This is a genomic window from Pseudomonas sp. Irchel 3F3, from assembly GCF_900187545.1.
GTDB classification, from domain to species: Bacteria; Pseudomonadota; Gammaproteobacteria; order Pseudomonadales; family Pseudomonadaceae; genus Aquipseudomonas; species Aquipseudomonas fortuita.
The window spans coordinates 491,663-513,975 of record NZ_FYDS01000003.1 but is presented as its reverse complement, the minus strand read 5'-3'; the positions used below and the strand labels follow the sequence as shown (position 1 = coordinate 513,975).

At 63.6% G+C, this 22,313-nt stretch carries 15 protein-coding genes; 5 read left to right on the top strand and 10 right to left on the bottom strand.

Annotated elements, in window-relative coordinates; genetic code table 11:
- Nucleotides 1-17 precede the first annotated feature (17 nt).
- Both CKW35_RS08530 and CKW35_RS08525 read left to right on the top strand, forming a co-directional pair.
- Nucleotides 18-2,672, top strand: coding sequence for a sensor histidine kinase KdpD (locus CKW35_RS08530; protein ID WP_016488253.1), 2,655 nt, complete (start codon nucleotides 18-20; stop codon nucleotides 2,670-2,672).
- Nucleotides 2,669-3,364 carry a response regulator gene (locus tag CKW35_RS08525; RefSeq protein ID WP_016488252.1) on the top strand — a complete coding sequence of 232 codons (696 nt, stop codon included), beginning with the start codon at nucleotides 2,669-2,671 and terminating at the stop codon, nucleotides 3,362-3,364. Before CKW35_RS08530 ends, CKW35_RS08525 begins: the two co-directional genes overlap by 4 nt.
- A gap of 64 nt (nucleotides 3,365-3,428) precedes the next feature.
- On the opposite strand, the gene CKW35_RS08520 is transcribed toward CKW35_RS08525, so the two are convergent.
- Nucleotides 3,429-4,334 (bottom strand): LysR family transcriptional regulator, encoded by a 906-nt coding sequence (locus tag CKW35_RS08520; RefSeq protein WP_016488251.1) that lies wholly within the window; start codon nucleotides 4,332-4,334, stop codon nucleotides 3,429-3,431.
- Between the two features lie 77 nt (nucleotides 4,335-4,411).
- On the opposite strand from CKW35_RS08520, the gene CKW35_RS08515 reads away from it, so the two are divergent.
- A complete protein-coding gene (locus CKW35_RS08515; protein ID WP_095115686.1) occupies nucleotides 4,412-5,647 on the top strand; it encodes an NAD(P)/FAD-dependent oxidoreductase in 1,236 nt (411 codons plus the stop codon).
- 3 nt (nucleotides 5,648-5,650) lie between these two features.
- Here CKW35_RS08515 and CKW35_RS08510 read toward each other — a convergent pair whose 3' ends face one another.
- Entirely contained in the window at nucleotides 5,651-8,581 is a 2,931-nt protein-coding gene (locus CKW35_RS08510; protein WP_095115684.1) for an aminotransferase, read from the bottom strand.
- 191 nt (nucleotides 8,582-8,772) lie between these two features.
- On the opposite strand from CKW35_RS08510, the gene CKW35_RS08505 reads away from it, so the two are divergent.
- Nucleotides 8,773-10,962: a TonB-dependent siderophore receptor gene (locus tag CKW35_RS08505; RefSeq protein ID WP_095115682.1), complete on the top strand. Its 2,190-nt coding sequence runs from the start codon at nucleotides 8,773-8,775 to the stop codon at nucleotides 10,960-10,962.
- 99 nt (nucleotides 10,963-11,061) lie between these two features.
- Here CKW35_RS08505 and CKW35_RS08500 read toward each other — a convergent pair whose 3' ends face one another.
- The 8 genes from CKW35_RS08500 to gloB form a co-directional block, all read right to left on the bottom strand.
- Nucleotides 11,062-12,669: an ABC transporter ATP-binding protein gene (locus CKW35_RS08500; protein ID WP_016488247.1), complete on the bottom strand. Its 1,608-nt coding sequence runs from the start codon at nucleotides 12,667-12,669 to the stop codon at nucleotides 11,062-11,064.
- A gap of 1 nt (nucleotide 12,670) precedes the next feature.
- Nucleotides 12,671-13,690: an ABC transporter permease gene (locus tag CKW35_RS08495; RefSeq protein WP_016488246.1), complete on the bottom strand. Its 1,020-nt coding sequence runs from the start codon at nucleotides 13,688-13,690 to the stop codon at nucleotides 12,671-12,673.
- A gap of 1 nt (nucleotide 13,691) precedes the next feature.
- A complete protein-coding gene (locus CKW35_RS08490) occupies nucleotides 13,692-14,765 on the bottom strand; it encodes a microcin C ABC transporter permease YejB (RefSeq protein ID WP_016488245.1) in 1,074 nt (357 codons plus the stop codon).
- Nucleotide 14,766: 1 nt separating this feature from the next.
- The gene (locus tag CKW35_RS08485; RefSeq protein ID WP_095115680.1) at nucleotides 14,767-16,602 is read right to left on the bottom strand and encodes an extracellular solute-binding protein; all 1,836 of its coding nucleotides are present in this window, start codon (nucleotides 16,600-16,602) and stop codon (nucleotides 14,767-14,769) included.
- Nucleotides 16,599-18,428 (bottom strand): extracellular solute-binding protein, encoded by a 1,830-nt coding sequence (locus tag CKW35_RS08480; RefSeq protein ID WP_207268618.1) that lies wholly within the window; start codon nucleotides 18,426-18,428, stop codon nucleotides 16,599-16,601. Before CKW35_RS08480 ends, CKW35_RS08485 begins: the two co-directional genes overlap by 4 nt.
- A 98-nt stretch (nucleotides 18,429-18,526) precedes the next feature.
- Complete coding sequence (locus CKW35_RS08475) at nucleotides 18,527-19,036, bottom strand: hypothetical protein (protein WP_095115678.1); 510 nt, start codon at nucleotides 19,034-19,036, stop codon at nucleotides 18,527-18,529.
- A gap of 106 nt (nucleotides 19,037-19,142) precedes the next feature.
- On the bottom strand, nucleotides 19,143-20,573 hold the full coding sequence (locus tag CKW35_RS08470; RefSeq protein WP_016488241.1) for a lytic transglycosylase domain-containing protein: 1,431 nt from the start codon (nucleotides 20,571-20,573) through the stop codon (nucleotides 19,143-19,145).
- A gap of 100 nt (nucleotides 20,574-20,673) precedes the next feature.
- Nucleotides 20,674-21,453, bottom strand: coding sequence for a hydroxyacylglutathione hydrolase (gene gloB / locus CKW35_RS08465; RefSeq protein WP_016488240.1), 780 nt, complete (start codon nucleotides 21,451-21,453; stop codon nucleotides 20,674-20,676).
- 85 nt (nucleotides 21,454-21,538) lie between these two features.
- Here gloB and CKW35_RS08460 point away from each other — a divergent pair, with 85 nt between their 5' ends.
- Nucleotides 21,539-22,312: a class I SAM-dependent methyltransferase gene (locus tag CKW35_RS08460; RefSeq protein WP_016488239.1), complete on the top strand. Its 774-nt coding sequence runs from the start codon at nucleotides 21,539-21,541 to the stop codon at nucleotides 22,310-22,312.
- The last annotated feature ends 1 nt before the right edge of the window (nucleotide 22,313 follow it).

Below are 22,313 nucleotides of genomic sequence, written 5' to 3'. Positions count from 1 at the left end.
ATAGCAAAGGATGAAACATGAGTGATTCCGCCCGCGCAGATGCGCTGTTGGCTAACCTCCCGCGCACCGGCCGGGGCCGGCTGAAGGTGTTTCTTGGCGCCGCGCCCGGCGTGGGCAAGACCTTCGCCATGCTCCAGGCCGCCCACGCCCAGCAACGCCAGGGCGTGCAGGTACTGGCAGGCGTTGTCGAAACCCACGGCCGCGCGGAAACCGAAGCGCTGCTTGCAGGTCTCCAGCAGCAACCTCTGCTGCGCAGCCAGTACCGCGACGTCACCCTTGAAGAAATGGACCTCGACGGCCTGCTCAAGGCCGCGCCAAAACTGGCCCTGGTGGACGAACTGGCCCACACCAATGCCCCCGGCAGCCGCCACGCCAAGCGCTGGCAGGACGTACAGGAACTGCTGGCCGCTGGCATCGACGTGTACACCACGGTCAACGTCCAGCATCTGGAAAGCCTCAACGACAAGGTGCGTGACATCACTGGCGTACAGGTGCGTGAAACCCTGCCGGACTGGGTGCTGCAGGAAGCCTTCGAACTGGTGCTGATCGACCTGCCACCCCGCGAACTGCTCGAACGCCTGCGTGAAGGCAAGGTTTACGTGCCCGAGCAAGCGCGGGCGGCCATCGATGCGTACTTCTCGCAAACCAACCTCACCGCCTTGCGCGAACTGGCCATGCAAACTGCCGCCGCACAGGTCGATGCCGACCTCGCCGACGGCTATCGCCAGCGTGGCCAAGAGGCCCCGGCCTTGCGCGGGCGGCTTCTGGTAGGCGTGGACGGCGACGACCAGGCCGAACGCCTGGTGCGACATGCCAGCCGCGTGGCGCAACGCCGTCACCTGCCCTGGAGCCTGGTGCATGTGGACAACGGCCGCTTGCGCGACGAAACCGCGCGTCACCGCTTGCAGGCCGCGCAGCAGCTGGCCGAGCGCCTGGGCGGCGAGGTGGTGCTGCTAAGGGCTGGCGAAGTGGCGCGCACGTTGATCCAGCATGCCGCCGAACGGCGGGCCAGCCTGGTGCTGGTGGGGCAGTCCCGTGACCGCCTGCGTCGTCGCCTGTTCGGTGCCGGTGTGGCTGCGCGGCTGCTGCGCGAAAGCCATGGGCTGGAAATCAACGTGCTGGACCGCGACGTGCAGCCGCAAGCACCGCGGTCGGCGGTGCGGCGGGTGTGGGTGTGGCGCCACTACCTGCTGGCGCTGCTGGCCACGGTCATGGCGGCGGGGCTGGCCTGGGCGGTGTCGAGTGTGTTGGCGCTGCCCAACATCTCGCTGGTGTTTCTGGCTGCGGTGTTGCTGGTGGCGGTGCGCAGCAGCCTGGGGCCTGCGCTGGCGTGCGCCGCGCTATCGTTCCTGACATACGATTTTTTGTTCATTCCACCCAATTTCTCGTTCAGCATCCAGCGCGAAGAAGACGTGCTGACCCTGGTGTTCTTCCTGCTGATGGCCGCGCTTACCGGCAATCTGGCTGCACGCCAGCGCCGCCAGTTGCAGGCGCTACGCGAAACCCAGGCGCAGACCAGCCAGCTGCTCGACTTGTCGCGCCGACTGACCGTGGCCACCGACCGCCAGGCCGTGTTCAGCGCTGCGGGCCAGCACCTGGACGGCTGGCAGGACATGCAGGTGTGCCTGCTGGAGCGCAACCCCGAAGGCCAGCTGCAGGTGGCCAGCGGCGAAGCCCACGCCTTCAGCGACACCGAACGGGCTGCCGCCGATTGGGCCTGGCAGCACGGCCAGGCCGCTGGCCATGGCAGCGACACCTTGCCCAATGGCCGCTGGTGGTGGTGGCCGCTGGCGGTGGACGAACAGCCTTTGGCACTGCTGGGGGTGCGCCCGCGCAACGGGCAGCCGCTCAACGACCCACGCCGGCGCCTGCTGACGGCCCTTGGCCAGCCACTGGCTCAGGCCCTGGCCCGCGCCCGCCTGGCCGAGCAGTTGGAGGCTGCGCGCCTGCATGGCGAAACCGAGCAGCTGCGCAGCGCCTTGCTGGCGTCTGTCTCCCACGACCTGCGCACGCCGTTGACCGCCATGCGCGGCAGTATCGACAGCCTGCTGGCGTTGGGCGAAGCGATCCCGCCTGAAGACCGCCGCGAGCTGTTGGAGGGCACACGCAACGAGGCCGAACGCCTCGACCGCTATATCCAGAACCTGCTGGACATGACCCGCCTGGGCCATGGTGGCCTCAAGCTTGCACGCGACTGGGTAGCCCCGGCCGACATCGTTGGCAGTGCGCTCAACCGCTTGCGCGTTGTGCTGGCGCCGCTGCGGGTGCACACCGACGTGCCGGCCGAGCTGCCCTTGCTGTTCGTGCATGCGGCGCTGATCGAACAGGCGCTGGTCAACGTGCTGGAAAACGCCGCACGCTTCTCCCCGGGCAATGGTCGGCTTGAGCTGCAAGTGGCCGTGCATGAAGACCAGTTGCGCTTTACCGTCAGCGACCAGGGCCCTGGCATTCCGGTCGCCGACCGCGAGAAGATCTTCGACATGTTCTATACCGCTGCCCGTGGTGACCGCGGCGGGCAGGGCACAGGCCTGGGCCTGGCAATCTGCCAGGGCATGATCGGCGCCCATGGCGGGCAGATTCTGGTGGGCGAAGGCATCGATGGCCAGGGCACCGGCATCACTTTATGCTTGCCGCTACCCCCTCAACCTGAAGCCGAAAGCGAAACCCCATGAGCCAGTCCGCCACGCTGTTGGTCATCGACGATGAACCGCAGATCCGCAAGTTCCTGCGCATCAGCCTGGCCTCGCAGGGCTACAAGGTGCTCGAAGCTGCTACCGGCCAGGAAGGGCTGGCCCAGGCTGCTCTGGGCAAGCCGGACCTGGTGGTGCTCGACCTGGGCCTGCCGGACATGGACGGCCAGCAGGTGCTGCGAGAGCTGCGCGAATGGAGCGCGGTGCCGGTGATGGTGCTGTCGGTGCGCGCCAGTGAGGTGCAGAAGGTGGATGCGCTGGACGGCGGGGCCAACGATTACGTGACCAAGCCGTTTGGCATCCAGGAATTTTTGGCGCGGGTGCGGGCCTTGCTACGCCAGGTGCCACAGGCCGGGGGCTCGGAAGTGGCAGCCAGCTTTGGGCCGTTGACCGTGGATTTTGCCTTTCGCCGGGTAACCCTCGACGGTGTGGAGGTGGCGTTGACGCGCAAGGAGTATGCCTTGCTGGCGCTATTGGCCGGGCACCCAGGGCGGGTGATTACTCAGCAGCAACTGCTCAAGGATGTCTGGGGGCCTACCCATGTGGAGAATACCCACTACCTTCGGATCGTGGTCGGGCATCTGCGGCAGAAGCTGGGCGATGACCCCACGGCGCCACGGTTTATCATCACCGAGGCAGGGGTGGGGTACAGGTTGGTGGCGCCGCCCATCTAACTCCCCCTTGCGGCAGCATACTGGCTGTGCCGTTGATCGCGGGCAGTTACGTCCGCAAGGGGCGTCAGGCTCTGGGTGGCTCCTTCTCGAAGAGCTGGCGCGTGACCTCCAGGTAACGCCTGGCACCGAGGCCCAGCGGCCGTGACTTGATCCAGATGATGTCCACCCATAAGCGCAGGCGGCTGGCCATGTTGTCGAACCTCACTTCTGCCAGTGCACCCGAAGCAATCAGCGGTTCAACCAACGGCTGCGGCAGGTAGGCCCAGCCCAGCCCGGACTGCACCAGGTCCAGCGTGGCCAGGTAGCTGTCGGTCAGCCAGATGCGCCGCGACAGCACCATGCGTGGGTCCGAGCCGGTGGCCTTGCCTGAGGCCACGATGATCTGCCGTTGTTCGGCAAAGGCCTCCTCAGGCAATGGCGTGCCGCTGTTCTGCCCGGCTGGATGGCGTGGTGAAGCGACGGCCACCAGCAGTTGGCTTCCGGCTTCGAGGAACGACTCACGTTCGTCGATGCCGGGCCGCTCGAACACCAGTGCCAGTTGCACACTGCCGTCATGCAAAAGGCGAATGGCTTCGGTCTGGGTGGCCGAACGTACCTCGATTTCCAGGCTGGGAAACGCTTGGGCGAGGGTCTCCAGTGGCTGGCTCCAGCGGCCGGTCTGCAGCTCGGGCGCCATGGCGATGGTCAGGCGCTTTTCCAGGCCTTGGTGCAATTGCAGGGCTTGGGCATCCAGCAGGTTGAGCTGGCAGATCACCTGCCTGGCCTGGGGCTCCAGCGCCAGGGCGGCGCTGGTGGGCAAGGCTTTGCGTGTGGCCCGGTCGAACAGCGGCAGGTCCAGCTCGGCTTCCAGTTGGGCGATTGCCATGCTCACGGCCGAAGGCACACGGCCCAGCTTGCGCGCTGCGGCGGAGAACGAGCCGGCATCCAGCACCGCGAGGAAAGTTGCCAGGGAGTCGCTGGTAAAGGCCATTGTCAGTAAACCTGATGATGATCAGCTTTTGTTGCAGAAAATTATGAACATTAATGCGCGTACAGGACAGCCCCTCAATGGAGATGAGCATGCAGAGACCAACCGCGTGGCATGTCACTCACTGGAGTACAGACCCGTTCAGCCTCGGTGCCTACAGCGCGCTGCTGGCAGGAGGAACGCCGCAGCATCGAAGTGCCCTGGGCCACGTACTGCAAGAGCGCCTGGTCATTGCCGGAGAAGCCTGTAACACCCGCGCGCCAGCCATGGCGCATGGTGCCTGGAATGATGGCCTGCGTGCCGCCGAGGCAGCCTTGAGTGCTGGCGCGCGCAAGGTGATCGTGATCGGGGCGGGATGTGCAGGCCTGGCTGCTGCACAACGCCTGCGGGCGCAGGCCATCGATTGCACTGTGCTGGAGGCACGGGGGCGAACAGGTGGGCGCACGCATTCTGTCGATCTGGGTGGTGTGAAGGCGGATGAAGGTGCTGCATGGCTTCAGCATTTCGCTGAAAACCCGTTGGCCGCTTTTGCGCAGCAACATGGGTTGGCTTGTGTCGAGACCGACTTCAGCCGCCCGCTTGCAGCCGCAAGAGGCGGGGTACTGCCCGATGTCGACGCTGCCTGGATTGCCTTGACCCAAAGTATTGATCGGCGGCTGCCCTTGTCTGAAGCGATCACCGGCTACATGGCCACACTCGACCCTGCGCGCACGCGCGCCACGCAGTTCGCCATCGACGCCAACCTTGTACTGGAGGCGTGTTTGCCAGTGGAGCAGCTGTCGGTCACTGCGCTGGACGAAGAGGGGGTCGGGCATGGCGATCGCATGCTGCCAGGTGGTTACAGCGAGCTTGTCGAGTTGCTGGCAAAAAATCTGGATATCCGCCTGAACACGCCGGTAACCCACATTGACTGGTCGAGCGCGCGCGTCAAAGTGAATGGAGAGGTGTGCGACTTCTGCATTTGCACAGTCCCTGTGGGGGTGTTGAAAGCATTGCACTTCACCCCTGCATTACCTGAAACACAGCAGCAAGCCCTGGTACATCTGGGCATGGGCAAGCTGGAGAAGGTGATTCTGCAGTTCGATGAGCGTTGGTGGCCTTGTTCACCCTCTGGCTACCTGCGCTGGTATGACGTACCTGCCAGTTGGGGGGAGTGGCTGGACCTGACCGATGCCGTAGGCAAGCCTACCATTGCCGGGCTGATCGCCGCCGACGCGATCGAGCGGCAGTTCAGCGGGCGCACGGACGAACAGATCGCCATGGCAGCGACTGAGGCATTGCAGGCGTGGGCCGCAGCCATCGGGCCCACGCCGTGATAGTTACAGGCCTTCGCCCAGCACCCGGTCAATGCTGTCGACAAAGTAGTCCACGCTCGCCCGGGTGGTGCACATTGGTGGCTTGATCTTGAGGATGTTCAGGTAGTCGCCGGTCGGCTGCATGAAGATGCCCAGGTCACGCAGGCGATTGCACAGCGTCATGGTTTCTGCGGTGGCCGGCTCCAGGGTTGTGCGATCGCGCACCAGCTCCAGCCCCAGGTAGAAGCCCGAGCCATGTGCCGCGCCAGCCAGCGGGTGCTTGTCGACCAGCGCCTGCAGGCGGGCCTTGAAGTAGCGGCCGGTGTCGCGGGCGTTGTCCCACAGGCCTTCTTCCTGCATCACATCCAGCACCGCCATGCCAATGCGGCAGCTGACGGGGCTGCCACCGGCCGAGGAGAAGAAGTAGCCCTCGGCTTCCAGCGCCTCGGCGATTTCACGGCGGGTGATGACCACGCCCAGTGGCTGGCCGTTGCCCATGCCCTTGGCCATGGTGATGATGTCGGGCACCACACCCTGTTCCTCGAAACCCCAGAAGTATTCGCCCAGGCGACCATAACCCACCTGTACTTCGTCGGCGATGCACACCCCGCCACGGGCGCGGACCTTGGCGTAGGCATCGCGCAAGTAGCCGGCCGGTAACGAGATGCCCCCGGCATTGCCGTACACCGGCTCGCAGATGATACCCGCCAGCTGGCGGTTACGGGCATCGAGGTCAGCCAGTTTGGCGTCGACGTCCTGCAGGTAGTCGGCGGCGCTGTCGGGCCCGCGGAAGCGGCCGCGGAAGGTGTTCGGCGCTTCGACCGGGTGTACCCAGTCCGGGCGGGTTTCCAGGGCTTGCGGGTTGTCGGCGATCGACGTGGAGATGGCATCGGTGGCCACCGACCAGCCGTGGTAGGCCTCCAGCACACTGAGCAGGTCACGCCCGCCGCTGTAGGCCCAGGCCAGGCGGATTGCCAGGTCGTTGGCTTCGGTACCGCTGTTGACCATGAACACCCGGTCGAAACCTTCGGGGGCCAAGTCCAGCAGCCGTTCGGAGAACTCGGTGATGGCTGCGTAGTGAAACCGCGAGTTGGTGTTCAGCAGTGACCACTGTCGTGCCGACTCGGCGACCATGCGGGGGTGGCCATGGCCCAGTACCGCGACGTTGTTCAGCATGTCGAGGTAAGAGCGGCCCTGCATGTCGATGAGGTAGTTGCGCCAGCCGCGTTCGATGTGGGGTGGCTGCGCGTAGTAGTGCTTCTGCGAACGGGCGAAGCTGGCATCGCGGCGTGCCAGCAGGGCCTGCGGATCAGGCAGCGGATCGGCATCGCAATCGAAGCCCAGCAGTGCGGCTGGTGACGGGCACAGCGCCAGCCAGGCGGCAGCCTGGGACGGGGTGGCGAACAATGGCGGCTGAATGCAGTTGTCCAGGCACAGCTGCACGCTGAGGAAACCGCAGCTGATGCCCAGCGACTGGCCTTGTTCAACGGCCAGGCCATTTGCCGGGACATTTTCCAGACCCTGCAGCCACAAGGCCCAGTGCGCGGTGCGCAGGCAGCCACGGCCATCCCCATGGCGATGCCAGGTGCCCGCTGCCGGCGCTTGCACCGCGCTGCCGTTGGGTACATGCAGCTCTACGCCAAGGGCGCAGGTGGCTGGCTCCTCGGGGCGGTCGATATGGGTTTGCGACAGGCGATACTGCCCGTGCAGGCTGCAGGCCGGGGCAGGGTGCAGGGTTAGCAGGCGTTGGTCGAAGCCGGGTTGCTCCCAGTTGCCCGCTTCACAATGCTTGCTGAGCACACCGAGGTCAATGCGCGTCACAGGGTGCCCCGCCAGTTCGGGCAGCAGGGGCGTGCAGCCGTTCAGGTCTGGCGTGGCGGGTTGCACGCCGGCAGCCTGCAGGATGGCCGCTTGCATGAGTGCGAAAGGCACGGCGGTAGCGGTGTCGAAAATTTCCCACTCATGGGCCACGTTGTCGCGGGTGTACTGGTTACCCGGGTCCACGGCCAGTTGCTGCGCGCTACTCAGCACCAACACTGCCGCGCGGTTTAGTACCAGAGGCCACAGGGCACGCAGCTCGGCGTCGGTCAGCGGGTTGAGCGCCTGGTAGGCGCTGACCGCCGGCAGGACCCGCAGCGGGTCGCCTTCGGCGTGGTGCAGCAGTGCTGCACAGGTCACTGACAGGTCGGCGATGCGCCAGGTGCGCAGCAGGTCGCCGAAGTCGATCACCCCTTGCAACTGCCACTGGCGCTCGCCGTCAAGGGCCCACACGGTGTTGTCGTCGGTGATGTCCAGATGCACGGCCTGGCTTGGCAGTTGCTCGGCAAGCGGGGCGAGGTGTTGGGCGGCGACGCCGGTGGCCTGTTCGATGCGGGCGCGTTGCTCGCTGTTGTCCAGTACGGGCAGCAGGTGCTGGATCAACGCCTGGGCGTGTTGCGGGTCCCATTGCAGGGTGCGCGCAAGGCCGGGGTGGTCGAAGTCGGCCAGGGTGCTGTCGAGCCGCGCACACAGCCTGCCCATTTCGGCCATCAGCTGCGCCGGCATGTGCTTGAGGCGCGTCAACGGTTGACCTTCGATGTAGTCGAGCAGGCGCACGCGCAGTGGTTGGCCATCAATCTCCACGGCCAGCAAGTTTTCGCCGCTGTGCGCCGCACGTACGGCAGGCACCGACAGGCCGTGCTCACGCAAATAGGCGAGGGCGGCATGCTGCGCCTCCAGCTCCAGCTTTGCGTAGCTGCCATGGCAGGCCTTGAGTACGAACTGCCCTTGGGCCGTGTCGACCCGGAAGTTCAGGTCCTGCTGGCTGCCCAGAGCCGACAACCCACCGCCAACGCCGTAGTGCATCTGCAACAAGGCATGTGCCTGGGCTTCGCTGAGCGTGGGGCCGGGCAGGCTGGCGCGCTGGATCATCTGCTCAAGGGCAGGGGAGACGTTCTTTTGTGGATGACTGGGCATGGGCTCTACCGTTGAAGCAGGAGTGACAGCAGCGACTGTATGCCCGAGATGACTGATGATGAAAGACGATCGTGATCAGAAATCCTGATAAGTGGCGGCCCTTTGCCACGGGCGCAGGTTGATGTTTGTGTTTGGTAAGCATTACCATTTGCGTTCTGTTTCACCTCCTCCGCGCTGTCAGGAATTATCCCATGCCTTCCCGTGTCCCCTCGCGTCCTGCACTACTGGCGATCTGCTGTTCCGTAACCCTGATGGCGCAGGCTGCCGAACCGATCCAGCTGGAGGCGACCGATGTCAGCGCCGATGCCCTGAAAGCGCGCCCCGACGCATTGCCCGACGAGTTTGCCGGCGGCCAGGTGGCCCGTGGCGGGCGAATGGGCGTGCTGGGTAACCAGGACTACATGGATGTGCCCTTTACCATGACCAGCTATACCGCCAAGGTGATCGAAGACCAGCAGGCGGAAGACATCGGTGACGTCCTGGCCAACGACCCCTCGGTGCGTGAATCATTCGGCTTCGGTAACCAGTCCAAGGTCTTCGTGATCCGGGGCTTGCCGCTGGCCGGCGATGATATTTCCTTCAATGGCCTGTACGGCATCTTGCCGCGGCAGATCATGTCCACCGACGGCGTCGAGCGGGTCGAAGTGTTCAAGGGGCCCAATGCCTTCCTCAATGGCGTGAGCCCGACCGGCACGGGCCTGGGCGGCAACGTCAACCTGCAGCCCAAGCGCGCCGGTGATGAGCCGACCCGCCGCTACACCCAGGACATCAGCGCCGATGGCCGTATTGGCGAGCACCTGGATATCGGCCAGCGCTTCGGTGAGGACAACCGTTTCGGCGCGCGCCTGAACCTCAGCCAGCGCGAAGGTGAAACTGCCGTGGATGACCAGGACCAGCGCACCAAGCTGTTCACCGCTGGCCTGGACTACCGTGGCGACAACTTCCGCGTGGCGACTGACATCGGCTACCAGAAACAGCGCATCAACCATTTGCGCAATTCCGTGCGCCTGGGCAGTACCACGACCAAGGCCCCGACCGCGCCGGACGCCAGCCACAACTATGGCCAGAGCTGGAGCTACAGCGAGTCGGAAGATACCTTCGGCATGGTCCGTGGCGAATGGGACCTGAGCGACAACTGGACCGCCTACCTCGCCGGCGGCGCCCGGCACACGCGCGAGCAGGGCACCTACGGTACCCCGGTACTGGTCGGCAACAGCGGTGCAGCGACGATGACCCCTTCGGACATCGTGCACGGTGAAGACAACACCAGCTTCAGTACTGGCCTGAATGGGCGTCTGCAGACCGGGCCGATCAGCCACCAGATCGCCTTGGGGGCCAATACCATGTGGACCCAGGCGGAAAACGCCTACACCTTCTATTCGCCGGTCAGCACCAACATCTACGACGGCGTGCAAAAGGCCAAGCCGGGCACTGTCACCAGCACGGGTGGCGAAATGGGTGACCCCGGTGTTACCGGCAAGACCCGCGCGCGGAGCATCGCCATTTCCGACACCATTGGCGTCTTCGATGATCGCCTGTTGCTGACTTACGGCTTGCGACGGCAGCAGCTGCGGGTGGAAAGCTATACTTACGATGGCACGACCTCTCAAGGGCAGGCCAACCTGGCGAATGACGGCAGCCGCAAAGGCGACCCGTATGAGGAGTCGATCACCACACCGGTGTATGGCATCGTGTTCAAGGCCACCGACAGCATTTCCTTGTATGCCAACCGCATCGAAGGCCTGGCTCAGGGGCCAACGGCGCCAGCCAATGTGTCCAATGCCAACGAGATGTTCCCGCCAGGCCGCACCAAGCAGCTTGAGGCTGGTATCAAGTTCGACCGACAGACCTTTGGTGCGAACCTTGGCGTATTCCGTATCGAGAAGCCTTCAGACGGCTATACGTTGAACAACGTCTTCATTCGCGACGGTGAACAGGTCAACAAAGGCCTGGAGTTGAGCCTGTTCGGCGAGCCGGTCCAGGGTCTGCGCCTGATGGCTGGCGGCACGCGCATGACCTCGGAGCAGAAAAAAACTGCCAACGGCAGCAACGATGGCAACCATGCCATTGGCGTGCCGACGTTCCAGCTCAATGCCAGCGTCGACTGGGACGTGCCTGGTGTACCTGGGCTGGCGCTGAATGCGAGGATGCTGCGCACCGGTGGCCAGTTCGTCGATGCGGCGAACAACGTCAGTTTGCCGACCTGGAACCGTTTCGATGCCGGTGCCCGTTACAAGTTGAAGGTAGCGGAGAAAGACCTGACCCTGCGGGTGAATGTGGAAAACCTGACCAACAAGAACTACTGGGCCTCGGCTAACGGTGGTTACCTGACCCAGGGTGATCCGCGACTGCTGAAGTTCTCCGGCACCATTGACTTCTGATAATCCGGCCGGTGGTGGTGCGGTGTCGCGTAAATCGAGCGCCGCCCGCGCGGCGCTGGATCTGCAACGTGCAACAAGGAGCGAGGCAAACACGCACCCCTACGAAACTTCAACCTCTAAGAACGCCGCCTCCAACAACTGTCGCGTGTACGGATGCTGCGGCGCATGGAAGATCGCCTGCGCATCCCCTTGTTCAACCACCTGCCCATGCTTGATCACCATCAACTGGTGGCTCAGCGCCTTGACCACCGCCAGGTCATGGCTGATGAACAGGTAGGTCAGGTTGTACTTCTGCTGCAGACTGCGCAGCAACTCGACCACCTGCCGCTGCACGGTACGGTCCAGCGCTGACGTGGGTTCATCCAGCAGAATCAGTGCTGGCTTCAACACCAGCGCCCGGGCAATGGCGATGCGCTGGCGCTGGCCGCCGGAAAACTCATGGGGGTAGCGGTGGCGTGTGCGGGGGTCCAGGCCTACCTCCTCCAGGGCCGCGATAATCGCTGCTTCCTGTTCCTGCGCGGTGCCAATGCCGTGAATGCGCAGCCCTTCGCCCACAATGTCCGCCACGCACATACGCGGGCTCAGGCTGCCAAACGGATCCTGGAACACCACCTGCATTTCCCGCCGCAGCGGCCGCACGGCCTTCTGGTTCAGCCCTTGCAAGTCCTGCCCATGGAAACGGATGCCTCCCTGGCTGGAAATCAGCCGCAGGATCGCCAGACCGAGCGTTGACTTGCCCGACCCGGACTCCCCGACAATCCCCAGCGTTTGCCCTTGGGGCAAGCTGAAGTTGACCCCGTCCACGGCCTTTACATGGTCAACCGTGCGCCGCAGCAGCCCCTTCTTGATCGGGAACCACACCTTGAGATCATCCACCTCCAGCAGTGGCGCGCCGACCGGGTTGTGGGCCGGCAGCCCGCTGGGCTCAGCATTGATCAGCATCTGTGTGTAGTGGTGCTGTGGCGCGCTGAACAGCGTGGCACATTCGGCTTGCTCGACAATTTGCCCGCGCTGCATCACGCACACGCGGTGGGCGATGCGACGCACCAGGTTCAGGTCATGGCTGATCAGCAGCAGCGCCATGCCCAGGCGCGCCTGCAGTTCCTTGAGCAGGTCGAGAATTTTCAACTGCACGGTCACGTCGAGCGCCGTGGTCGGCTCATCTGCAATCAGCAGTTCAGGCTCGTTGGCCAGTGCCATGGCGATCATCACCCGTTGCCGTTGCCCCCCCGACAGCTCATGGGGCAGGGCCTTCAAGCGCTTGTGCGGCTCGGGAATGCCGACCAGATCCAGTAGCTCCAGGGTGCGAGCGGTCGCTTCCTTGCCGCTCAGGCCCTTGTGCAGCAAAAGGATTTCGTTGATCTGCTTCTCGATGCAGTGCAGCGGGTTGAGCGAGGTCATCGGCTCCTGGAAGATCATCGCGATGCGGTTGCCTCGGATTCGCTGCAAGGTCTTCTCGTTCTGCTGCAGCAGGTCCTTGTCCTGGTAACGGATGCTGCCGCTGGGGTGGCGGGCCAGGGGGTAGGGCAGCAGGCGCAGGATCGAGTGCGCGGTGACCGATTTGCCCGAGCCGCTTTCGCCCACCAGCGCCAGTGTCTCGCCTTTGCGGATATCGAAGCTGATGCCGTCTACCACCCGGTTGATCTGGTCCCCGGTCACGAACTCCACTGCCAGGTCCCGCACTTCGATCAGGTTCTGTTCACTCATGTCACTTCCTCGGGTCGAAGGCATCGCGGGCGGATTCGCCGATGAACACCAGCAGGCTCAGCATCAGCGCCAGCACCGCAAAGGCGCTGATGCCCAGCCATGGCGCTTGCAGGTTGGACTTGCCCTGGGCTACCAGTTCGCCCAGCGATGGCGAACCGGCGGGCAGGCCGAAGCCGAGGAAGTCCAGGGCAGTGAGGGTGCCGATAGCGCCGGTGAGAATGAACGGCATGAAGGTCATCGTCGAGATCATGGCGTTGGGCAGGATATGGCGGTACATGATTGCGCCGTTGCGCATGCCCAGGGCACGGGCGGCGCGCACGTATTCCAGGTTGCGCCCGCGCAGGAACTCGGCGCGGACCACATCCACCAGGCTCATCCACGAGAACAGCAGCATGATACCCAGCAGCCACCAGAAGTTAGGCTGCACGAAGCTGGCCAGGATGATCAGCAGGTACAGCACCGGCAGGCCCGACCAGATTTCCAGGAAGCGCTGCCCGGCCAGGTCGACCCAGCCGCCATAGAAGCCCTGCAAGGCGCCGGCGATGACGCCGACGATGGAGCTGGCCACCGTCAAGGTGAGGGCGAACAGTACCGAAATGCGAAAGCCGTAGATTACCCGCGCCAGCACGTCTCGGCCCTGGTCGTCGGTACCCAGCCAGTTATCGGTCGAGGGCGGAGCGGGGGCGGGCACGCGCAGGTCGTAGTTGATGCTTTGATAGCTGAACGGGATTGGCGCCCACAGCACGAAGCTGTCTTTCTTCGCCAGCAGTTCGCGGATGTACGGGCTTTTGTAGTTGGCCTCCAGCGGGAATTCGCCGCCGAAGGTGGTTTCCGGGTAGCGCTTGAACGCCGGGAAGTACCATTCACCGTCGTAACGCACGGCAACGGGCTTGTCATTGGCGATCAGCTCAGCGCCCAGGCTCAGGCCGAACAGGATCAGGAACAGCCACAGCGACCACCAGCCACGGCGGTTTGCCTTGAAACGCTCGAAGCGCCGGCGGTTGAGGGGGGACAAGGCCATGTCAGTGCTCCCGGCTGGCGAAGTCGATGCGTGGATCGACCAGGGTGTAGGTCAGGTCGCCGATCAGTTTCACCACCAGCCCTAACAGGGTGAAGATGAACAGGGTGCCGAAGACCACCGGGTAGTCGCGGTTGATGGCCGCTTCGAAACTCATCAGGCCCAGGCCGTCGAGGCTGAAGATGACCTCGATCAGCAACGACCCGGTGAAGAAGATGCCGATGAACGCCGACGGGAACCCGGCAATCACCAGCAGCATGGCGTTACGGAATACGTGGCCGTACAGCACCCTTGGCCGGCTGAGGCCCTTGGCCTTGGCGGTGACCACATATTGCTTGTTGATCTCGTCGAGGAAGCTGTTTTTGGTCAGCAGGGTCATGGTGGCGAAGTTGCCGATGACCAGTGCGGTGATCGGTAGCACCAGGTGCCAGAAGTAGTCCAGCACCTTGCCGGTGGTGCTCAGTTCGTCGAAGTTGTTGGAGGTGAGGCCACGCAGCGGGAACCAGTCGAAGTAGCTGCCACCGGCGAACAGCACGATCAGCAGGATGGCGAACAGGAACGCCGGGATGGCATAGCCGACGATGATCGCCGAGCTGGTCCACACGTCGAAGTGGCTGCCGTGGCGCACGGCTTTGGCGATGCCCAGCGGGATTGACACCAGGTACATGATCAGCGTGCTCCACAGCCCCAGCGAGATCGACACCGGCATCTTCTCCACGATCAGGTCGATTACCTTGGCATCGCGGAAGAAACTGTCGCCGAAGTCCAGCCGGGCGTAGTTCTTGATCATGATCCACAGGCGCTCGGGCGGCGACTTGTCGAAGCCGTACATGCGCTCGATTTCGGCGATCAGCGCCGGGTCCAGGCCCTGGGCGCCACGGTAGTTGGAGCCGGCCACGGAAACCTCGGCGCCACCACCGGCAATGCGGCTGGTGGCGCCTTCGAAGCCTTCGAGCTTGGCGATCATCTGCTCGACCGGGCCACCGGGTGCGGCCTGGACGATGATGAAGTTGATGATGAGGATACCGAACAGGGTCGGGATGATCAGCAGCAGGCGGCGCAGGATGTAGGCCAGCATCTTAGTTGGCCTCGTCCGCAGGGGCTTCGCTGACCGCCGGGGTTACCCCGGGCTTGATCCACCAGGTGTCGATGCCGATGTCGTATTTGGGCGACACTTTCGGGTGGCCGATGTGGTTCCAGTAGGCCACGCGCCAGGTCTTGATGTGCCAGTTGGGGATCACGTAGTAGCCCCATAGCAACACGCGGTCGAGGGCACGGCAGTGGTCGATCAGGCTCTGGCGGGAGTCGGCGTTGATCAGTTGTTCCACCAACTGGTCGATGGCCGGATCGCGCAGGCCGATGAAGTTGCGGCTGCCGGGGTTGTCGGCGGCGGCACTGGACCAGAACTCGCGCTGTTCGTTACCCGGCGAGTTGGACTGCGGGTAGCCGCCGACGATCATGTCGTAGTCACGTGAACGCAGGCGGGTGATGTACTGGGAAACGTCGACCCGGCGGATGCTCAGGTCAATGCCGAGGTCGGCGAGGTTCCGCTTGAACGGCAGCAGAATGCGTTCGAACTCGGTCTGCGCCAGCAAAAACTCGATGGTTACCGGCTTGCCTTGGGCGTCGACCATCTTGTCATCGACGATTTTCCAGCCGGCGTCCTGCAGCAGCTTGTAGGCCTGGCGCTGCTGCTCGCGGATCATGCCGCTGCCGTCGCTGACCGGGTTCTTGTAAGCCTCGGTGAATACCTGATCGGGGATTTTGCCCCGCAGCGGCTCGAGGATGTTCAGCTCGTTGGGGCCAGGCAAGCCATGGGCGGCCATTTCCGAATTCTCGAAGTAGCTGCCGGTGCGGGTGTAGGCGCCGTTGAACAGCTGCTTGTTGGTCCACTCGTAGTCCAGCAGAAGGCTCAGTGCCTTTCGCACGCGAATGTCCTGGAACACCGGGCGGCGGATGTTGAAGACGAAACCTTGCATGCCGGTGGGGTTGCCATTGGGCAGCTCTTCCTTGATCAGGCGGCCTTCGCGCACGGCGGGCACGTTGTAGGCGGTGGCCCAGTTCTTCGCGCTGACTTCCAGTGCATAGTCGAACGCCCCGGCCTTGAGCGCTTCCAGGGCGACGGTGGTGTCGCGGTAGGAATCGAAGGTCATGACGTCGAAGTTGTAGAAGCCACGGTTGATCGGCAGGTCCTTCGCCCAGTAGTCCTTGACCCGCTCGTAGCGCACCGAGCGGCCGGCCTTGACCTCGGCGACCTTGTACGGGCCGCTGCCCAGAGGGATTTCCAGGTTGCCACGGTTGAAGTCGCGGTTTTCATACCAGTGCTTGGGCAGCACGGGCAGTTGGCCGAGAATCAGCGGCAGCTCGCGGTTGCCCTTGTGCTTGAACCTGAACAGCACCTTCAGCGGGTCTTCGGCGACCACCTCAGCGACGTCGGCGTAGTACTGGCGGTACAGCGGTGCACCGTCCTTGATCAGGGCGTTGAAAGTGAACACCACGTCCTCGGCACGCATCGGGTGGCCGTCGTGGAAGCGGGCTTCGGGGCGCAGGTAGAAGCGCACCCAGCTGTTGTCCGGGGCTTTCTCGATTTTGCCGGCCACCAGGCCGTATTCGGTGAACGGCTCGTCCTGGCTCTGGCGCATCAGCGTGTCGTAGATGCTGGCGATGTTCTCGGCCGATACGCCTTTGTTGATGAACGGGTTGAGGCTGTCGAAGCCGCCGAAGCTGGACTGGCGGAGGGTGCCGCCCTTGGGCGCGTCGGGGTTGACGTAGTCGAAGTGCTTGAAGTCGGCAGGGTACTTGGGTGGCTCGTCGTACAGGGTGAGCGCGTGCTGCGGTGCGGCCAGGGTGGGAAGGCTCAGGCAGGCGAGCAACAGGCTGCATGCCAGCCGGCGCAGGCGGTGCGTTGGCGTCATTGGGCTTTCTCCGAAGTCTTGATCCACCAGCTGTTCAGCCCGAGGGTATAGGGCGGCGTGGTGACGAAGGCGAACCGGTTGCGGTAGGCCAGGCGATGGTTGTCGAGGTACCAGTTGGGGATCATGTAGTACTGCCATGAGAGCACGCGGTCCAGGGCGCGGGCGGCGGCGACCTGGTCGTCGCGGGTGCGTGCGGCCAGCAGGGTGTCGAGCAGGTGATCGACCACCGGGTCCTTGACCCCAGCATAGTTCTTGCTGCCCTTGGTCGCGGCCTGGCTGGAATGAAAGTACAGCCACTGCTCCAGGCCGGGGCTCAGGGTCTGGTTCAAGGTCATCAGAATCATGTCGAAATCGAACTGGTCCAGACGTTGTTTGTACTGGGCACGGTCCACGGTGCGCAAGCGTGCATCGATGCCGATGCTGGCCAGGTTTTCGACATAAGGTTGCAGGATGCGTTCAAGGTTGGGGTTAACCAGCAGCAGTTCCATGCGCAGTTGCTGGCCCTTGCTGTCGAGCAGGCGCTGGCCATTCAGCTTCCAGCCAGCCTCGGCAAGCAGGCCCAAGGCCTGGCGCAGGGTCTGGCGGTTGATGCCGCGGCCATCGGTCTGGCTGACCTTATAGGGTTCGCTGAACAGCTTGGCCGGCAACTGGTCGCGGAACGGCGCCAGTAACAGCCATTCCTTACCGGTAGGCACGCCGCTGGCGGCGAACTCGCTGTTGGGGTAGTAACTGGTCGAGCGGCGGTAGGCGCTGCTGAACAGGGCGCGGTTGGTCCACTCGAAGTCCAGCATCAGGCCCAGCGCCTGGCGTACCCGTGGGTCGCTGAAGGTGGCCCGACGGCTGTTCATGAACAGGCCCTGGGTTTGCGTGGGGATGCGGTGCGGGATCTGCGCCTTGATCACCTCGCCGCGGCGCACGGCCGGGAAGTTGTAGCCGTTGGCCCAGTTCTTCGCCTGGTGCTCGATGTAGATGTCGAATTCGCCAGCCTTGAACGCTTCGAACGCGACCGTGGCGTCGCGGTAGAACTCGTATTCCACGCGCTTGAAGTTGTACTTGCCACGGTTGACCGCGAGGTCCTTGCCCCAATAGTTCTTCACCCGTTCGAACACCAGCCGGCGCCCGGGTTGTACCTGGGTGATGCGGTAGGGGCCGCTGCCCAAGGGTGGCTCGAAGGTAGTGGCTTTGAAGTCGCGCTTTTGCCAGTAGTGCTTGGGCAGCACCGGCATTTCGCCCAGGCGCAGGATCAGCAGCGGGTTGCCGGCGCGCTTGAACACGAAACGGATGCGCAGCGGGCCGAGGATGTCTACCCGCTGCACTTCCTGCAGGTTGGTGCGGTAGATCGGGTGGCCGTCCTTGAGCAACGTGCGGTAGGAAAAGGCCACGTCTGCCGAAGTGATCGGCTGGCCGTCATGCCAGCGGGCTTCCGGGCGCAGGTTGAACACCACCCAGCTGCGGTCCTCGCTGTATTCGACCGAACGGGCGATCAGGCCGTAGCTGGAGGTCGGCTCGTCACCCGACGGGTCGTACTGGCCGGTGCCGACCATCAGCGGCTCGTTCAGCTCGCTGATGCCGTACTGCTGGAAATTGGGCGTGGTGATCGGGCTCGACCCCTTGAAGGTGTAGGGGTTGAGGGTATCGAAGGTGCCAAAAGCCATGGCGCGCAAGGTACCGCCCTTGGGCGCTTGCGGGTTGACCCAGTCGAAATGGGTGAATGTGGCTGGGTACTTGAGCGTGCCGAACTGCGCGTATCCGTGGCTTTCGCTCACCATCGCGGCTACGGGAAAGCTCAAGGCCAGGCTGAGTGACAGCAGGAGGGGACGTATCAAGTCGGCATCCGATCCAGAGGCGTTGGGCTTTGATCGGGTACAGTAACAGCTTGGTGAGATTGGAAAAAGAGCGTCCGAATGGACGCTCCATCTTGATCTCAACCTGGATAACGGGCGATGCCGATCAAGTTGGCGTTATCTTCTGAAGTGAATTGGATTTTGTATTCGGTGCCGTGCTGGTCGGTCAGAACCCAGTACGTGTTCGCAACCCAATTGTCCGGCACATCTCGCTCTTGACGAAAGCGCAGCGCGTTCATCTGCCCAGGTACCTGATTGACGGTTATGTCGGTGTTGAGCACTTTGTGCGTCAGCTGCTTTCCAGCAGGATATACAAAATGAAGATACGAAATGTGAGAGGAGAAAGTACCCCTCATGAAATGGTCTGAATAGGCTACCAGGATAGGCGCCACGGCCGGCTTCAAGCGCCTATGGTCGCCTCTGTCATGTTGCGCAGATTTGGCGATCTGGTACTGGGGATCGATAAAACGCAAGGTATAGAGGTCGAAGTCGCCATCATCGTTGATCAGGTACTCCGCCCGGGTAAAGCTGAAGACATCATGAATGTTGGCTTCGAAGCGTTGGAGCTGGCTGTTTTGAGACGGTGCCATGGGTGCAGCCTCTTTGATGGAGTGGAGGCTGCAGCTTCAGCTGTTGGAGGTTGCGCGAGGTATTAGCCGATTACCACACCATGGCAGGTGTACCCGGAGCTTCAGATCAATGCGACAAGTAAACGGTCAGTGTCTGCCCGGGCTTCAATGCATGCCCGCTGCGCGGGTTCCAGCGCTTGAGGTGCTGCATCTCAACGTTGAAACGCTTGGCCACCAGGTACAGCGAGTCGCCCTTGCGTACTTTGTACTGGGTAGAGCGCTTGCCGGAAGCAGCAACCCGATTGCCGGCGGCGCTCGGCCCATTGCCACCGCGCAGGGCCAGCACCTGGCCGGCACGCAGGCTGTTGCCGGACAGGCGGTTCCAGCGCTTGATGTCACTGACCGAAACGCGGTTGGCCTTGGCGATGGCGCCCAGGTTGTCGCCACGCTTGACCCGGTAGCTGCGTGCCGCTACCGGCGCCTTGGCTTCGGCCACAGCGCGGGCGAACACGGCCTTGTTTGGTTGCAGGCTGACCAGTTGCTCGGGCTTGAGGTTGGACAGGCTGTCGCTCAGCAACTGCGCTTTGGCGGTTGGTACCAACAGCTGCTGCGGGCCGTCCACGGTCATGCGCTTCTTGAAGGCCGGGTTGAGCTGGATCAGCTCGTCTTCGTCGATATTGGCAAAGGCCGCCACCCGCGACAGGTCCAGGCGATCATTGATGGCTACCGCTTCGAAGTAGGGCTCGTTGGCGATCGGGTTCAGGTTGACGCCATAGGCTTCAGGCGTGAGTACCACCTGCGACAAGGCCAGCAGCTTGGGCACATAGTCGCGGGTTTCCTGCGGCAGCGGCAGGTTCCAGTAGTCGGTTGGCAGGCCGAGCCTTTCGTTGCGTTCCATGGCGCGGCTGACCGTGCCTTCGCCGGCGTTGTAAGCGGCCAGGGCCAGCAGCCAGTCGCCGTTGAACATGTCGTGCAGGCGGGTCAGGTAATCCAGTGCTGCGTTGGTCGACGCGGTGATATCGCGGCGGCCATCGTAGAAGTTGGTCTGGCGCAGGTTGAAGTGGCGACCTGTCGCTGGCATGAACTGCCACATGCCGGCAGCGCTGGCACGTGAATAGGCCATCGGGTTGTAGGCGCTCTCGATGGCGGGCAGCAGCGCCAGCTCCAGCGGCATGTCGCGCTCTTCAAGACGCTCGACAATGTAGTGCAGGTAGAGGCTGCCGCGCTCACCGGCGCTTTCGATGAAGGTGGGGTTGCTGGCGAACCACAGGCGCTGCTGCTCGATGCGCGGGTTGACGTCGATGCTGTCCTGCAGGGCGAAGCCCTGGCGCATGCGCTCCCAAACGTCCTGCGGCGTTTTCTCAACCGGCTTGACCAGCAGCGGTGCAGGCTTGTGCTTGATCCGCGCCTGGTAATTGTGCGCGCGAACGCTTTCGGAGTCGTCAAGCTGACGGGTGCTCTGGCAGCCCACCAGGGTGGCGGCCAGCGCCAGCGCACTGATTTGGGCCAGGCGCGTCAAGGCGACTGAATGAGCGGTTCTGCGGCTACGGGAAGACATCGGCTGGGACAGGTATCCGGGCAAAAAATTTCGGCGATTCTAGAAACCGCTCCCGGCCGGGTCAACCGTTGTCAGCGCTTTGCGATATATCTTGAGGTTATCAGAAGGTGTCCTTCCAAGACCTCAAGGCAGCAAAAACAGTGACCTGCGAGTCGTTTGAATGTCCCTTCCATTCGTCTGCTTTTTGTTTAACTAATGTTTCAGAGGTGCGCAGGAAGGGGTTGGTGAGGCGTTCCAGGCCAATCGTTGATGGCAAGGTGATGCGATTGTCGGCGCGCAAACGGGTAACGTCCTCGAACCGCTCAAGAACGTGCGGGTTGGTGGGTTCCACCGCCTTGGCAAAGCGCAGGTTGCTGAGGGTGTATTCGTGGGCGCAGTACACTTCAGTTTGTGGCGGCAGCGCCGCCAGGCGGGCGAGGGCCGGTTGCATCTGTTCGGGTGTACCCTCGAACATTCGCCCGCACCCGGCGGCGAACAGGGTGTCGCCACTGAACAATACTGGCGTCGGCGGCTGATCGCTGAAGAACGCGATATGCCCCAAGGTGTGGCCAGGCACCGCCAGGACCTGAAACGTCACGCCAAGCACCGTCACTGGGTCGCCGTCGTCCAGCGCCAGGTCGCGGCAGGGAATGTGCTCGTTGGCCGGGCCGCAGACCCGTGCGTCGGTCAGTTGCTTGAGCCGTTGCACGCCGCCGACATGGTCGTTGTGGTGGTGGGTAATCAGGATGTCGCTGAGCACCCAGTCTGGGTTGGCCGACAGCCAGCGTTCCACTGGGCCGGCATCTCCGGGGTCGACCACCGCGCAGCGGCGTTTGGCAGTATCCTGTAACAACCAGATGTAGTTGTCGGAGAAAGCGGGGAGAGCATCGATCTGTATCATGGTGCGGATCCGATTCGCCAAGCGTGGCACATGAAGGCATCTTAGCCGCGATGGCGCGGTGGGAGAACCTTCGAGGGAGAGCGCAATGACCGACCAAGCCTTTGCCCAGGCCGACCCGGACTGGGTCAAGCTGATCAGCCTGGCCCGTGAGTGGTTCAATGGCCCGCTCGGCCAGCTGATGCTCAAGGAAGAGGAAAAACTGCTGGAAGAAGAGCTCGGGCGCTTCTTCGGGGGTTACCTCGTGCACTACGGCCCCTGCGCGGAGCCGCCGCCCAGCGCTCCCCAGGTGCAGCGCAACGTGCGCCTTGGGGCGCCGCTACCGGGGGTGGAGATTGCCTGTGAAGAACAGGCCTGGCCATTGAGCGAGCACGCCGCCGATGTGGTGGTGCTGCAACATGGCCTGGATTTCAGCCTGTCGCCTCACGGTTTGCTGCGCGAGGCCGCCAGCGCCGTACGCCCGGGCGGGCACCTGCTGATCGTCGGGATCAACCCGTGGAGCAGTTGGGGCATGCGCCACTTCTTCAGCCATGATGCCCTGCGCAAGGCCCGCTGTATCTCGCCGTCGCGGGTAGGCGACTGGCTCAACCTGCTGGGCTTCGCGCTGGAGAAACGCCGCTTCGGGTGCTATCGTCCGCCGCTTGCCTCACCGGCCTGGCAGCAGCGCCTGGCGGGCTGGGAACGGGTGGCTGGCGGCTGGCAGACCTCTGGTGGCGGGGTGTACCTGCTGGTGGCGCGCAAGATGGTGGTGGGCCTGCGGCCGTTGCGCCCGGAGCGCCGCGAGCCGATGGGCAAGTTGCTGCCGCTGCCGCTGGCCAAGGTGAACCGCACGGCGGCCAACCCTGAAACTGACAAGCACTGAA